11 protein-coding genes are annotated in these 14288 nt (G+C 43.8%); 8 read left to right on the forward strand and 3 right to left on the reverse strand.

The genetic code is table 11. From position 1 onward, the window contains the following. Nucleotides 1–300: 300 nt before the first annotated feature. The 3 genes from serA to AA980_RS27205 all read right to left on the reverse strand — a co-directional run bounded on the left by serA (nucleotide 301) and on the right by AA980_RS27205 (nucleotide 3599). Entirely contained in the window at nucleotides 301–1944 is a 1644-nt protein-coding gene (gene serA, locus AA980_RS09670) for a phosphoglycerate dehydrogenase (protein ID WP_024029334.1), read from the reverse strand. Further along, on the reverse strand, nucleotides 1937–3094 hold the full coding sequence (locus tag AA980_RS09675; RefSeq protein WP_024029333.1) for a pyridoxal-phosphate-dependent aminotransferase family protein: 1158 nt from the start codon (nucleotides 3092–3094) through the stop codon (nucleotides 1937–1939). The genes serA and AA980_RS09675 overlap by 8 nt, the downstream gene beginning before the upstream one ends. A gap of 367 nt (nucleotides 3095–3461) precedes the next feature. Continuing rightward, on the reverse strand, nucleotides 3462–3599 hold the full coding sequence (locus AA980_RS27205; RefSeq protein ID WP_156351195.1) for a hypothetical protein: 138 nt from the start codon (nucleotides 3597–3599) through the stop codon (nucleotides 3462–3464). Nucleotides 3600–3885: 286 nt separating this feature from the next. Here AA980_RS27205 and AA980_RS09680 point away from each other — a divergent pair, with 286 nt between their 5' ends. The 8 genes from AA980_RS09680 to AA980_RS09715 all read left to right on the forward strand — a co-directional run bounded on the left by AA980_RS09680 (nucleotide 3886) and on the right by AA980_RS09715 (nucleotide 14287). Next, complete coding sequence (locus AA980_RS09680) at nucleotides 3886–5181, forward strand: homoserine dehydrogenase (protein ID WP_024029332.1); 1296 nt, start codon at nucleotides 3886–3888, stop codon at nucleotides 5179–5181. Next, nucleotides 5178–6248 carry a threonine synthase gene (gene thrC, locus AA980_RS09685; protein ID WP_024029331.1) on the forward strand — a complete coding sequence of 357 codons (1071 nt, stop codon included), beginning with the start codon at nucleotides 5178–5180 and terminating at the stop codon, nucleotides 6246–6248. Before AA980_RS09680 ends, thrC begins: the two co-directional genes overlap by 4 nt. Then, nucleotides 6235–7146, forward strand: a complete 912-nt coding sequence (gene thrB, locus AA980_RS09690; protein ID WP_024029330.1) for a homoserine kinase — start codon at nucleotides 6235–6237, stop codon at nucleotides 7144–7146. The genes thrC and thrB overlap by 14 nt, the downstream gene beginning before the upstream one ends. Before the next feature lie 92 nt (nucleotides 7147–7238). Further along, a complete protein-coding gene (locus AA980_RS09695) occupies nucleotides 7239–10472 on the forward strand; it encodes a BTAD domain-containing putative transcriptional regulator (RefSeq protein ID WP_024029329.1) in 3234 nt (1077 codons plus the stop codon). Nucleotides 10473–10663: 191 nt separating this feature from the next. Next, on the forward strand, nucleotides 10664–11860 hold the full coding sequence (locus tag AA980_RS09700; protein ID WP_047771517.1) for a substrate-binding domain-containing protein: 1197 nt from the start codon (nucleotides 10664–10666) through the stop codon (nucleotides 11858–11860). An 86-nt stretch (nucleotides 11861–11946) separates the two neighbouring features. Further along, the gene (locus AA980_RS09705; protein ID WP_024029327.1) at nucleotides 11947–12705 is read left to right on the forward strand and encodes an ABC transporter ATP-binding protein; all 759 of its coding nucleotides are present in this window, start codon (nucleotides 11947–11949) and stop codon (nucleotides 12703–12705) included. Then, nucleotides 12698–13408 (forward strand): ABC transporter ATP-binding protein, encoded by a 711-nt coding sequence (locus tag AA980_RS09710; RefSeq protein WP_024029326.1) that lies wholly within the window; start codon nucleotides 12698–12700, stop codon nucleotides 13406–13408. Before AA980_RS09705 ends, AA980_RS09710 begins: the two co-directional genes overlap by 8 nt. 18 nt (nucleotides 13409–13426) lie before the next feature. Continuing rightward, the gene (locus AA980_RS09715; protein ID WP_024029325.1) at nucleotides 13427–14287 is read left to right on the forward strand and encodes a branched-chain amino acid ABC transporter permease; all 861 of its coding nucleotides are present in this window, start codon (nucleotides 13427–13429) and stop codon (nucleotides 14285–14287) included. Nucleotide 14288 lies beyond the last annotated feature (1 nt).

Below are 14288 nucleotides of genomic sequence, written 5' to 3' on the forward strand. Positions count from 1 at the left end.
TTCAAGTTCAACGGGCGAATTTTCGGGTTCAACGGGCGAATTTTCGGGTTCAATGGGCGAATTTACAGGTTCAATGAGCGAATCCAGGCATTCAACGAGCGAATCACAAAATCGGGCAATATCATCGAACTTTCTGAGCGAATCCAAGCATTCAATCGGCGAATTTTCAGGTTCAATCGGCGAATTTTCAGATTCAATCAGCGAATCCAAGCATTCTATCAGCGAATCATAATAACTGTGCTGCCTACTAGAAAAAAAGAGGGATTGCCAACATCGCAATCCCTCGTTCACTTGAACAAACTAAACGCTCTCCACTTTCTCCGGCTCCACACGCCCAGGTTCAAACGAATCCACATTGGTTAACTCCAATAATTGTGCTTCGTCCAGCCCATCAATTAACATTAGTTCACGAATGACATTCGATCCCATGGTTTTATCGAGTGTTAACACCATAATGGCCTCTCCGCCAACCTCGGTCCGCCCAACCTGCATCGTACCAATATTTATCCCATAATCGCCTAACAACGATCCGACCTTGCCAATCATTCCCGGTACATCGCGGTGTTTAATATATAACAGATATTTTTCCGGCTTTACATCAATCCGGTATTGGTTGATTTTTAAAATCCGCGCGCCGTAACCATTTAAGACGGTGGCACCAATCCGGGCTGTTTCCAGACCATTAGAAACACAAAGCTCCATATAATTAGCAAAGCCTTTATTAGTCGCATTTTTCACGACATTATAGGAAACACCCTGCTCCTTCAACAGATGCAGCGCATTGATCAGATTGACAGAATCACTTAAATGGTAGGATAGTACGCCTTTCAACAGCGTCCGTGTTAGCAATTCCGTATCCTCATCAATTAAATCACCATAATAATTGATTTCAATTTTAGTAGGGGCCTGCTTATTTAACAACTGAATCACGAGCTGGCCCATTTGATCGCTAAGCAGTAAATAGGGCTGGAGCTTTGCTTGAGTTTCCCCGGACATTTGCGGCATATTGACTGCATTCTGAATCGACTGTGTTTCAAAAATCTCAATAATTTCCGCACTTACCTCTTGGGCGACTTTTTCCTGTGCTTCGACAGTAGAAGCTCCAAGATGCGGCGTCACAATGATATTTGGGTTTTGCAGCAATTCTACATCCGCAACCGGTTCTTTTTCAAACACATCTAGTGCGGCCCCTGCTACATGCCCAGCCTTAATTGCTCTAACCAACGCTTTCTCGTCAATCACCCCGCCGCGGGCACAATTGACAAAACGGACGCCTTTTTTCGTTTTTCGCAAATAATCATCATTCACAAGTCCGCGTGTATCATTGGTTAGCGGAGTATGAATCGTAATAAAATCGGATTCCGCTGCGATTAAATCAAGACTTGCTTTTGTGAATCCTAATTTTTTCGCCCGCTCCTCAGTTAAGTATGGGTCAAACCCTAATATGTTCATGCCGAAGCTCTTGGCACGTTTGGCAACCTCCGTCCCAATCTTACCCATCCCGATCACACCAAGCGTTTTCTTATACAACTCCACCCCTTTAAAGGAGTTGCGGTCCCATTCACCAGCTGCTGTTTTTTGATGGGCTTGGGGAATTTTTCGCGCTAACGACAGCATCATCGCCAAAGTATGCTCGGTAGCGGCAATCGTATTAGCGCCCGGTGCATTAATAACGATGATCCCTTTGCGGGTTGCCGCATTAACATCGATATTATCGACACCCACACCTGCTCGGGCAATGACCCGGAGCCTGCCTGCAGCTTCCAGCAATTCGGCGGTAACCTTTGTTTGACTTCTTACGATCAGGGCGTCGTAATCGCCAATAATTTTTTTCAACTCTGCAACAGGAAGAGTCGGCTGCCTTTCAACAATAAAATGCGGATGTTCAATTAAACTGACCAAACCTGTATGGCTAATTCCGTCGGTTACCAGTACTTTATACATGTTCCATCCAAACCTCCTCAGCTCTTTTCACCGCAATACCTAACACATCTTTTCCTTCTAAAAATTTCAAGGTCATTTCAATGCTTCCTAATACTTTTATGACATCGAACGGCGTACAATACCCCATGTGGCCGATTCGGAAAATTTCACCCTTCAATTTTTTTTGGCCGCCGCCAACCGTAATCGCAAATTTATCCTTAAGCAATTTTTTGATTTGTTTAGACGGTCCATCAATTGTTCTTACAGCCGTAACTGTTGGCGAGGCATCTTCATCAGATGTTAATAGTGGAACCTCAATCGCTCTTAAGCCTTCCCGAACCATCTCTTTTAAAAGCAAATGCCGTTTAATCACATTTTCGAAACCTTCTTCTTCAAACATGCGGCAAACCTCTTGGGCACCGTAAATGAGTGACACAGCAGGTGTAAATGGTGTAGATTTGTCAGTTTCATAGGATGCTAGATAGCGATTTAAATCGAGATAAAACCGTTTCGCCTTACAGTTGCGAATCACCGCTCTCGCCTCATCATTCATCGCTACAAACGCTAGTCCAGGCGGGAGCATGAGCGCTTTTTGTGAGCCGGAAACGAGAATATCGATTTTCCATTCTTTCATATCCACTGGGACGGCGCCGATACAGCTAACTCCATCAACAATATATAGGGCGTTGGTGAATCGCTTTACAACCTCGCCTAAAGCTTTTATCGGATTAAGGACTCCTGTAGACGTTTCGCAATAAGTAACAAAAACAGCTTTTATCTCTTTTGGAATCGACTGCAAGCACTCCTCCAGCTGTTCCGGTGTACACGCTGCTCCCCATTCAATGTTAAGGCGGTGGACATTAGCGCCAAAGGTTTCGCAAATCGAGGCAAACCGGTCACCGAAAGCCCCGGCAACCACTACCACGACCACATCATTTTCTTCAATCACATTAGCGGCCGCTGCTTCTAATGCAGAAGTGCCGCTTCCAGAGAGCACGGTAACAGGATTTTCCGAACCAAACACAGGCATAAGGCGGGTAGCTACATCTTCAAGTAATTTAGGGAATTCTTGGCTGCGGTGGGCAATCATTGGCTGATTCATCGCCGCTTTCACGCGATCAGGAATCGGTGTTGGACCAGGGGCGAACAAGTATTGCTGATCAAGTAACATTGAAATCATCCTTTCAAATTTTTGTCTGGTATTAGCGCCGAAGGTTGGAACTTTTGCTCTTAAAATAGAAAACGTCCCTCATAACAGGCAGAATAATCCTGTTATGAGGGACGTGAATAAACGCGTGGTGCCACCCTCTTTTGCCGCAAGAAAATTACGTGCAGCCTCAACAAAATAACGGTTTTAACCGGGCATGCCTACTTCAAGCGTTCAGCTGCCAGTTCAGAAGGGCTGGGCTGTATGTAATCAGAATCTATATCTCTGAACTCTGATTACTGTCTAGCTTCAGCGCCCAGCGACTAGTGTACTTCGCGTTCCTCCCTACGATAAGTCAAGCACGAATGCGCTAACGCTCTTCGTGTTTCCTTTATCTCGGTCGGACCGCTCCAGTCCATACGTCGCTAAACGGGCGCTTCCGCTTTTCTTTAAGAAATTGCACCGGTTCGCAGCAGCCACCGGCTCTCTGAAGCATTTCCTTAATGCCGTCTTCATCATCACTTTTCATCCATATCATAATCCGATTTGATTGAAATTTCAAAAATTAACTAAATATAGGGACTATTCTACAACGATACCTTCAGTATTGTAAAGGGATAAAGCAGAAAAAATTTCATTTTAAAAAGTGAAAAAATCTACATCGAAATAGTATTCCAGTTACGACGCAATAGTAAGCGATTACATAGTATTTGATGAAAACAAAGCTATTGTAAAAATATTCAGAGAATCATATAATGTCTACAACAGAAAAACATTTGTGCGCCACAGGTGGACAAATGCAGGAGGGGAAACGAGTGAAAGCCATCTCAATTGGGTTATTAGGTTTAGGCACAGTTGGTTCAGGAGTTGTCAAAATTATCAAAAATCACCAGGATAAATTAATCCACCAAGTGGGTTGTCCGGTTGTCATCAAAAAAATCCTTGTTCAGGATTTACATAAGGATAGACCGGTTGAAATCGAAACCGGGTTATTAACAGCAAATGCCGACGAAATTCTGCGAGCTAAAGAAATAGATGTGGTTATCGAGGTAATGGGCGGAGTTGAGGAAACAAAAGACTATTTGATTAGTGCACTCCGGCAAGGAAAGCATGTAGTAACTGCGAATAAGGATTTGATGGCCCTGCACGGTTCAGAGCTGTTAACGGTTGCCTCCGAGCATGGCTGTGACCTCTTTTATGAAGCAAGTGTGGCCGGAGGTATTCCCATCTTACGAGGCCTTGTTGATGGGTTAGCATCCGATCGCATTACTCAAATGATGGGAATTGTAAATGGAACAACGAATTATATCTTAACAAAAATGAGTGATGAAGGCCGCTCCTATGATGAAGTCCTGAAAGAAGCCCAGGATCTTGGATTTGCCGAAGCGGATCCAACTTCAGATGTCGAGGGTTTAGATGCCGCCCGCAAAATGACGATACTGGCGACATTAGGTTTTTCGATGCACATTGATTTAGATGATGTGAAGGTAAGTGGTATTTCGAGCATTACCGAAGAAGACTTACGGTATGGAAAACAATTAGGCTATACCATGAAACTAATCGGCTATGCTCATCGTGAAGGTGAAAAAGTCGAGGTTAGTGTCGCGCCTACCTTTTTGTCTAATAATCATCCGCTTGCCTCCGTGCAAAACGAATACAATGCGGTTTACGTCTATGGTGAGGCAGTCGGGGAAACGATGTTTTACGGTCCTGGGGCCGGCAGTCTGCCGACAGCAACAGCAGTTGTTTCCGACCTGGTTGGCGTTATGAAAAATCTAAGATTGGGTGTAAATGGCCGCAGCGCTGTCACACCGCAATATCCTAAGTTGTTAAAGGATAATGAAGAACAGTTCTCTAAATATTTTTTGCGGATCCACGTGCAGGATGAGGTTGGCGTTTTTGCGGATATTACCGCCATTTTTGCCAAATATGGCGTAAGCTTTGAAAAAATACTTCAGCTGCCAATTAAGAAAAATGAAACATCGGAAATCGTCTTAGTTACGCACAAAGCTTCGCTAACCAATTACGATAAAATTTTACTAGAGTTATATGATTTAAAGGCAGTGAAGGAAGTAAAAAGTGCGTATAGAGTGGTGAGGAAATCGTTATGAGATGGCCTGGATTGCTAGAAGCCTATAAAGAGTATTTACCAGTCAACCAGCAGACTCCAAAGCTTACACTGAATGAGGGCAATACCCCATTAATAAAGCTCGAACGACTTTCACAAGAATGGGATGTCGAGCTTTATGTGAAAATGGAAGGGGCGAATCCGACTGGATCCTTTAAAGACCGGGGAATGGTCATGGCTGTTGCCAAGGCAGTGGAAGAAGGCAGTAAAACGGTCATTTGTGCCTCAACTGGCAACACTTCTGCTGCCGCTGCTGCTTACGCGGCACGGGCAGGCTTAAACTGTATTATCGTCATTCCTGAAGGGAAAATCGCCCTTGGCAAGCTTGCCCAAGCGATGATGTATGGAGCGGAAATTATTTCGATTGAAGGAAATTTTGACGAAGCGTTGAAAATGGTTCGTACAATTAGTGAAGTGGAACCGATTACCCTTGTAAATTCAGTAAATCCGTTCCGGTTGGAAGGACAAAAAACAGCAGCCTTTGAGGTGTGCGACCAGCTTGGCGACGCTCCTGATATATTAGCGATACCGGTTGGAAATGCCGGAAATATCAGTGCTTATTGGAAGGGATTCAAAGAATTTTCCGTTAAAAAAGGTACAAGGCTGCCGCGAATGTTTGGCTATCAAGCAGCAGGTGCTGCAGCCCTCGTTCATAACCGAGTTTTTGAAAATCCGGAAACCATCGCAACGGCGATTCGGATTGGCAATCCGGCAAGCTGGAACCTCGCAGTTTCCGCTGTCCAAGAATCAGATGGCCAGTTTGATGAGGTCAGTGATGAAGAAATTGTCGCTGCTTATAAAAAATTGGCCGCATCAGAAGGTGTGTTTGCGGAGCCGGCTTCCTGTGCTTCGATCGCAGGGGTTTATAAGAGCCTGCTAAATGGAAAAATCAATAAGGGAACGAAAATTGTCGCCGTGCTTACAGGCAATGGCTTGAAGGATCCAGATACAGCCATCCAAAACAGTTTGGTGAAGCCAACCCATTTACCTAATGATGAAAAGGCAGTGACAGAACATATTCGAGGGGTTGTCTTACATGCCTCAAAATAACAGGTTCATCATCAAAGTCCCGGCCAGCTCAGCCAATCTTGGCCCAGGATTTGATTCCATGGGCGTCGCACTTGATTTGTATTTGACGTTAGAGGTTGAGGTAAGCCACCGCTGGGAGTTCTTGTCTGTCACAGATGAACTCCAACAGCTTCCAAAGGATGAGACACATTTTATCGGTCAAATAGCTTTACAGATTGCCGAAAAATATGACAGAGTTTTATCACCTTGTAAAGTGAAAATGGAAAGTGAGATTCCGTTAGCCCGCGGGCTCGGTTCAAGTGCAGCCGCTATTGTTGCCGGAATTGAGCTTGCGGATGCAGTCGGAAACTTAAACTTAACGCAGAAAGAAAAGCTGCTATTGGCAACAGAACTGGAGGGCCATCCTGATAATGTTGGTGCTTCGCTATATGGCGGTCTCGTTATTGGCTGTTATCGTCAAAATGAAGTAGATATGCTGTCGTTCACGAACCTTCCCTTTGAAATGGCAGTGGTCATCCCGCCGGAAACCCTATTGACAAAGGATTCCCGGGAGGTGCTCCCATTAGCATTTTCCCGGAATGAAGCAGTCCAAGCCTCTTCGACGGCGAATCTTTTAGTTGCAGCCCTTTTAAGTGAAAACTGGGAATTAGCAGGAAAAATGATGGGACAAGACCTTTTCCATCAGCCCTATCGAAAACCACTGGTCCTGGGGTTTCAGGAAATTGAACGTGCCGCTAAATTAAGCGGGGCATTCGGAACGGCCTTGAGTGGTGCTGGACCGACCGTTATTTGCTTTACTGAAAAAGAAAAGGGAAGGCAGCTATCACTGGATTTACAAGCCATTTTTCCTGAAATGACTGTAAAACCTCTCCAAATCGACCATTTTGGAAGCAGGGTAAAAGTAGTTGAAGTTTACTAAATGAGAACAGGGCAGCGAAATGCTGCCCTTTTCCTATTAATTTATGGTAAAATAGTGTAAATATTTCAAAAATGGGGAGGGGGGATTAAGAATTGAAGCTGCCGATTATTCAAACAAAACTGCGGATTCCAGCCGTGAAGGAGGACTTTATCAGGAGGGCACAGCTTACTAGGAAACTAAAGAAAATCCCTGACTTTCCACTGACGATCATTCATTCTGGAGCAGGCTATGGAAAAAGTACGGCACTTGCCCTCTTTATGAAGGACGAAAAAATCCCGGGCTGCTGGTACTCCATTTCGTCGCTGGATGATGACATCCTTCCTTTTCTCTCCTATATTATCCATTCCATCCGCCCTGTTCTACCTGATTTCGGCGAGGAATTAACTGCCTATATTGACACGATGGACCGCTATATCCGCGATGAGGAATTGAGTGTATTATCTTCACTTTTTATCAATGAAATTCTCGCGATCGATTCCGAGATTACCTTGATCCTCGATGACTTTCATCAAATAGAACATTCTTATACAATCAATAGCTGGATGGAAAAATTGCTTGAACACATCCCCGCCAATTTACATATCGTCCTTTCGAGCCGCAGCCGCCCGGGATGGAAGTATCTGACGAAAATGAAGGTCTGTGGTCAGTTATTAGAGATTTCAAGAGACGACCTAGTTCTTACAATAGAAGAAATGGAGCTGCTGTTAACCGATCTTTATCGATTAGAAGTCGAGCCCAAGCATCTACAAACAATTTACGAGATGACAGAGGGCTGGGTTATCGCCTTATGCATGATTGCCCAGCAAATCCCGCTAAAAAAGGACATTACGGAGCTTTTTGAACACTCCTCACACTCCCTTCAGGATTTTTTTCAGTATTTAGTGATGGAGGTTTTTTCGAAACAGCCGCCAATGATCCAACAGTTCCTCGAGCAAACGTCGATTTTTGAAGAAATCGAGGAAGAAATCTGTGATGAAGTCATTGGCCTTCATGGAGCCTCCGGAATGCTTGAGCAATTGAAAGACCGGAATTTATTTATCCAAAAGGTTGGCATGAACCATTATCGTTATCACGCCTTATTTAAAGACTTTCTTGAAAATATTTTTCAAAAGAATAACCCGAATCATTATGCCATCCTCCACGAAAAATGTGCCCGTTTTTATGAAAAAAGACAATTGTGGGAGGAGGCACTTCATCATTATAAAAAAATCAATCACTATCAAGCGATTGCTTCCATTTTACAAGAGAACGGCTTAAGGATGCTTGAAAGTGGAAAATTAGCGAGCCTACATGATCAATTAACGATTCTTCCAGAAGAGGAGATGGAATCGTACTACCTTCTTTGGTATTTAAAAGCGGAAATTCATCGCTACCGTTCCCAATACCAAGAGGCCGAGGATTATTATGAAAAGGCCTTTATTGGTGCAGAAAAAAAGCAAGATGCTCTTGGAATGAGTATGGCACTGGAAGGGAAAGCGAAGATTTATTTAGATACGATTCAGCCGCATCATGCCGAAAAGCTTCTATATGAGGCGATTGCCTACAGGGAAAAATGTAAGAGTTCAGGTGCAGAAAGAGGTAAACTCTATCAATTGCTATCTGAGAATCTACTAAACTTAGGAAAAGCAACAGAGGCTGAAAAATGGATTCAAAAAACCAATGCCGTTAATTTTGATGGAAATTTAGAGGCAAGATTGTATTTAAGAACCGGTCGATTTAACGAAGCAAGGAAAGTCCTATACAAAGAAGTGTTGAATGGTACTTTAGTTACCACACTGCCGCAGGCCCATCGTGAAACTGATTTATTACTTTCCTTAATAGAAGCCTTTACTGGTGAGGGGGTAAAAGCGAAAGAGCTTGCCCAGAAGGCTATTCAACAAGGTATAAGCTATAAGGCTCCGTTCGTTGAGGCATGCGGCTGGATCCGGATGGGTCACGCTGTGCAAATATTAAATAAATATGAAACCCATTTAGCCGAAAACTGCTACCAAACAGCGTTAGAAATCATGGACCAGCTGGGTGTTGACAGAGGGAAGGCCGAACCGTTAATGGGACTTTGTATTTTATACGGAACAAGGGGAGAACTGGAACGGGCATTGGAGGCGGGAAAGAAGGCACTTCAAGAGACAGAAAAGGTTCATGATGTTTGGCTGTCGGCCTTAATCACGCTTTGCATGGGGATTACCTGCATTTATAATGAACGGCTTCCGAAGGCGTTTGTATACTTGGAAAAAACAGATTCCCTATTCAAGCAGTGCGAGGATTCCTTTGGTCAAATGCTCAGCAAGTTTTGGTTGTCGTATCTTTTTTATCTTGAGAAAAAGCAAGACTTATATAACCATACAATCGATGAATTTTTAACACTTGTGCAAATTCATAAATACGAATTCTTTTTTCATAAAAGATCTGTCTTCGGCCCAAGGGATTTACAACTGTTTGTGCCATTATTACTTGAATGTATGAAAGCGGAAATCCAAACGTCATTTGTCACAAAAACCTTACAGAATTTAGGAGTTAGCACATTTGGCTCCCATCCCGGGTACTCCATTCGTGTTCAAACACTTGGTCAATTCCGGCTTTGGCTTGGTGAGAAAGAGGTTGGAGAAAAGGAATGGCAACGAGAAAAGGCAAAGGAATTATTTCAGTTATTCATTAGCACAAATGAGCCAATTGCCAAAGATGAAATGATACAAATTCTTTGGCCCTATCAAGATAAAAAAAGTGCTGACCGTGATTTCAAGGTGGCCTTAAATAGTCTTCTGCAAGTATTGGAACCAATGCGGAAAGCAAGAGCGGCCCCCTTCTTCATCATTCGAGACGGAATGTTTTACGGGGTAAATCCACAAGCCGTGATTGAAGTGGATACAACACATTTTCAGGCGCTGATCCAAGACGGCTTAAATGAAAGCGCTGACGAAAAGGTTATTTATTTCCTTGAGAGAGGTTTGACCCTTTATCAAGGCGACTATTTGCCTGAACGCCGTTATGATGATTGGTGTATAAGCAAAAGAGAGAGCCTGCTCGTTTATTTTTTACGTGGTGCTGAGAAAATGGCGCAATTAATGGTTCGCCGCGAAAACTACGAAGCGTCAATTTATTGGTGTGAAAAAATTCTCGAACGCGACCGCACATGGGAAGAAGCCTATCGCTTACTAATGTACTGTTACTATCGAAAAAACAACCGCCCCCAAGCGATGAAATGGTATCAAAAATGCACAGAGGTATTGGAAGAAGAACTGGGCGTAACCCCATTAGAACCGACAAAGCATATGTACCATATGATCATTGAATCAGATAACATTTTATATCCGATTGAGCAGCCTTAGAAAATAGGGCTGTTTTTTATTGTCCAGCTCCAGCCCCTCGGCAAGGCGCTTCCGTTTTCCTTATTTGTAACTCCCCTGTAACTTCAAACTCCTATCATAAACTCAAAGCTTTGCAAGTTTTAAAGTAAACATTTTAAGGGGGAAAAAGTGTGAAGGGGTATCGCGGGAAATGGGCATTAGTAGGATTGCTTATGTTGATGATGATCTTTGCGAGTGCTTGCAGCTCTGACAAATCATCATCGGAGCCGAAGGACAATGGGGGAAAGAAAACGGAAAATAAGGAACCAATTAAAATCGGTGTCCTTGCTTCTAAAACTGGTGCACTCGAATCTTACGGAAAGCAAACATTAAGAGGTTTTGAGCTTGGGCTTGATTATGCAACAGATGGAAAGATGGAGGCTGCCGGCAGAAAGATTGAATTCATTGTTGAAGATACGGAAACGAAGCCGGAGGTAGCCGTGCAAAAAGCGACGAAGCTATTAGAAGAAGATAAGGTTGATTTTCTAGTTGGATCGTCCAGCTCAGCCGACACATTGGCCGTTCTCCCATTAGCAGAAGAATATAAAAAGATCATGGTTGTCGAACCAGCGGCGGCGGATAGTATTACAGGTTCAGAGTTTAATAAGTATATTTTCCACTCGGCTCGGAACTCTTCACAGGATGCGGTTGCCGGCGCTGCAGCAATCGCCAAAAAAGGCGTAAAAATTGCCACGCTTGCACCGGATTATTCCTTTGGACGTGATGGGGTGGCGGCTTTTAAAGAAGCGGCTGTAAAACTTGGCGCTGAAATTGTGAAGGAAGAGTATGCGGATCCTGCAGCAACAGATTTCACTTCAAATATTCAAAAAATCGTCGATGCCAAACCTGATTATTTATTCGTTGTTTGGGCTGGTGCAAACTCTCCATGGAAGCAGATTGCCGACATGAAGGTGCAGGAAAAAGGAATCAAGATTTCAACCGGAGCCCCGGATATCGCGGCATTATCGACAATGGAGCCATTGATTGGGATGGAAGGCTTCACTGTTTATTATCATGACCTGCCGAAAAATAAAATTAACGACTGGCTGGTTGAGGAGCATAAGAAGCGCTTTAACGGTGACGTTCCCGACCTGTTTACCCCTGGCGGGATGAGCGCAGCGATCTCGATTGTGGAAGCGTTGAAGAAATCGAATGGTGAAACGGATGCGGATAAACTGATCAAAACAATGGAAGGCATGAGCTTTGAGACGCCAAAAGGGAAAATGACCTACCGTCCGGAAGATCACCAAGCCCTGCAAGCATTGTATGCAATTAAGCTGGAAAAGAAAGATGGTGTGGCGTACCCAGTGCCAGTATTGATCAGGGAATTGACTCCTGATGAAACGGCGCCGCCAATCCGCAACAATTAAGAAAATATCAAGTAAAAATACGGGGGTTCGACCGAGTAAAACATGGTCAGCCTCTTCCTTATTTCTATTACAAGGCGGTGAAGCGAATGTCCTCGCTTATTGAAACAACTGATCTATCGATTACCTTTGGCGGTCATACTGCTGTGGATGCTGTCAGTATTTCTGTTCCTGAGAAGCACTTTAAGTCGATCATCGGGCCAAATGGCGCCGGAAAAACAACCTTTTTCAATCTCCTAAGCGGCCAATTAACGCCGACTCAAGGAAAAATCTATTATCGCGGAAAGGATATCACGAAATTTTCACCGACAAACCGCACAAGAGCGGGGATTGGCCGTTCTTTTCAAATTACCAATGTATTCCCTAATTTAACCGTATTAGAGAATGTAAGATTAGCGGTCCAATCGCAGGCAGGAATTCGATATCAGATGCTGTTTCATTATAAAAAATATCGAACATTTGAAGAAAAGGCATTAGAATGGCTCAGGCTTGTCCTATTAGACGATAAAAAGGGTTCGCTAGCAAGCAATCTGGCCCATGGCGAAAAGCGGAAGCTTGAAATTGCGATGCTGCTGGCACTTGAAACAGAAGTTCTTTTATTAGACGAACCAACAGCAGGCATGTCGCTTGAGGAAGTTCCGGCGATTCTAGAAGTGATCAAACGAATTAAGGAACAAGGAAACCGAACGATTATCCTGATTGAACACAAGATGGATATGATTCTCGATTTATCGGATTCGGTCATGGTTCTTTTTAATGGAAGGCTTTTGGCCGACGGAACCCCGGAAGAGATCATGAAAAACGAGACAGTGCAGTCTGCCTATTTAGGAGGTCTACTCGATGAATAACGACCTGTTAAAACTTGATAAAGTCGAAACCCATATCGGTCAATATCATATTCTCCAAGGTGTTTCCTTTGAGGTGAAAAAAGGGGAAGTAACCGTCCTTCTTGGCAGAAATGGAGCCGGAAAAACAACAACATTACGAACGATAATGGGGCTGAAGCCGGCCTCGAAAGGGAGCGTTACGTTTAAAGGAGAAGCGATTCAGTCCCTGCCAACCTATACGATTGCCAAAAAGGGCATCGGTTATGTTCCCGAGGATCAGGGGATTTTTGCCGGACTAACGGTTGAGGAAAACATGAGAGTGGCGATTCAAAAAGACGATGAAGAAACCGCTAAACGAATGGATTGGATCTTACATTTGTTCCCCGACTTGAAAAGATTTTGGAAAAAACCGGGCGGCTTGTTAAGCGGCGGGCAAAAACAAATGCTTTCCATCGCAAGAGCTTATGTGAATGAAAATGAACTGCTGTTAATTGATGAGCCAAGTAAAGGCCTGGCCCCCATTGTAGTTGAAAAGGTAATGGACTCGATAATCCAAATGAAAGACCAAACCACTATCGTGTTAGTGGAACAAAATTTCATGATGGCGAGCACGATTGGCGATCAATTTTACATTATTGATGATGGAAGAACCGTGAGTCATGGCTCCATGAAGCAATTGAAAGAAAATGAAGAAATGAAACGAAAATATCTAGGGATTGCATAAGGAAGGAGGGACAACTAAGTGGATTTAATCATCAACTTAGCCTTAAATGGTCTGGCAACAGGGATGCTGATCTTTTTATTGGCGGCCGGTTTAACGCTGATTTTCGGTTTGATGGATGTGCTGAATTTTGCCCACGGCGGGTTATTTGCCTGGGGGGCCTATAGCGGCCTGTGGATTTATTCGCAGACTGGTAGCTTTATCATCGGGATCATTGGCGCCATCTTAACTGGTTTTCTGCTCGGAATTATTACTGAAAAATGGATTATTAAACCGGTTTACGGCAACCATGTACAACAGATTTTAATCACCCTTGGTCTCATGCTTGTTTTATCCGAAATGCTGAAAGTCATTTGGGGGCCCAATCAAATTACGGCATCACCTCCGGACTATTTAAAGGGCAGCTGGGAACTCGGCGGCGTGATTATCATCAAGTACCGAGTATTTATCATTCTAGTGGGGTTTGTCATTTTTGCAGGGGTGCAATTTTTACTTAAAAAAACAAAGATTGGCCTTGTTGTCCGTGCAGGTGTGATGAATAAAGAAATGGTGCAAGCGCTGGGAATCAATATTCAAAGGGTGTTTATGTTTGTATTTATGATTGGTGCCGGTATGGCTGCGCTTGGTGGTGTGCTGCTCGGTCCTTATTCCGGGGTAATCCATGCCGGTATGGGGATGGAATTCGCCATCTTAGCCTTTATTGTCGTCGTTATCGGAGGGATGGGCAATTTCAAAGGCTCTGTGTTAGCCGCAATCTTAGTAGGGCTTTCCGGTTCGTTTATGGCGTATTATGTCCCCGACCTATCGCTGGCGGTAAATATGCTTCTCATGGCGATAGTGTTAATTATTCGGCCGCAGGGTCTATTTGGGGCAAAGGGGTGAG

The organism is Neobacillus vireti (assembly GCF_001026695.1).
GTDB classification, from domain to species: Bacteria; Bacillota; Bacilli; order Bacillales; family Cytobacillaceae; genus Neobacillus; species Neobacillus vireti.

Bases quoted from the DNA above. Each gene is read 5' to 3' on its own strand.
- AA980_RS09710 (WP_024029326.1), top strand. From the start codon at position 12,698: ATGAATAACGACCTGTTAAAACTTGATAAAGTCGAAACCCATATCGGT.
- AA980_RS09700 (WP_047771517.1), top strand. From the start codon at position 10,664: ATGTTGATGATGATCTTTGCGAGTGCTTGCAGCTCTGACAAATCATCA.
- serA (WP_024029334.1), bottom strand. From the start codon at position 1,944: ATGTATAAAGTACTGGTAACCGACGGAATTAGCCATACAGGTTTGGTC.
- AA980_RS09675 (WP_024029333.1), bottom strand. From the start codon at position 3,094: ATGTTACTTGATCAGCAATACTTGTTCGCCCCTGGTCCAACACCGATT.
- AA980_RS27205 (WP_156351195.1), bottom strand. From the start codon at position 3,599: ATGAAAAGTGATGATGAAGACGGCATTAAGGAAATGCTTCAGAGAGCC.
- thrC (WP_024029331.1), top strand. From the start codon at position 5,178: ATGAGATGGCCTGGATTGCTAGAAGCCTATAAAGAGTATTTACCAGTC.
- thrB (WP_024029330.1), top strand. From the start codon at position 6,235: ATGCCTCAAAATAACAGGTTCATCATCAAAGTCCCGGCCAGCTCAGCC.
- AA980_RS09705 (WP_024029327.1), top strand. From the start codon at position 11,947: ATGTCCTCGCTTATTGAAACAACTGATCTATCGATTACCTTTGGCGGT.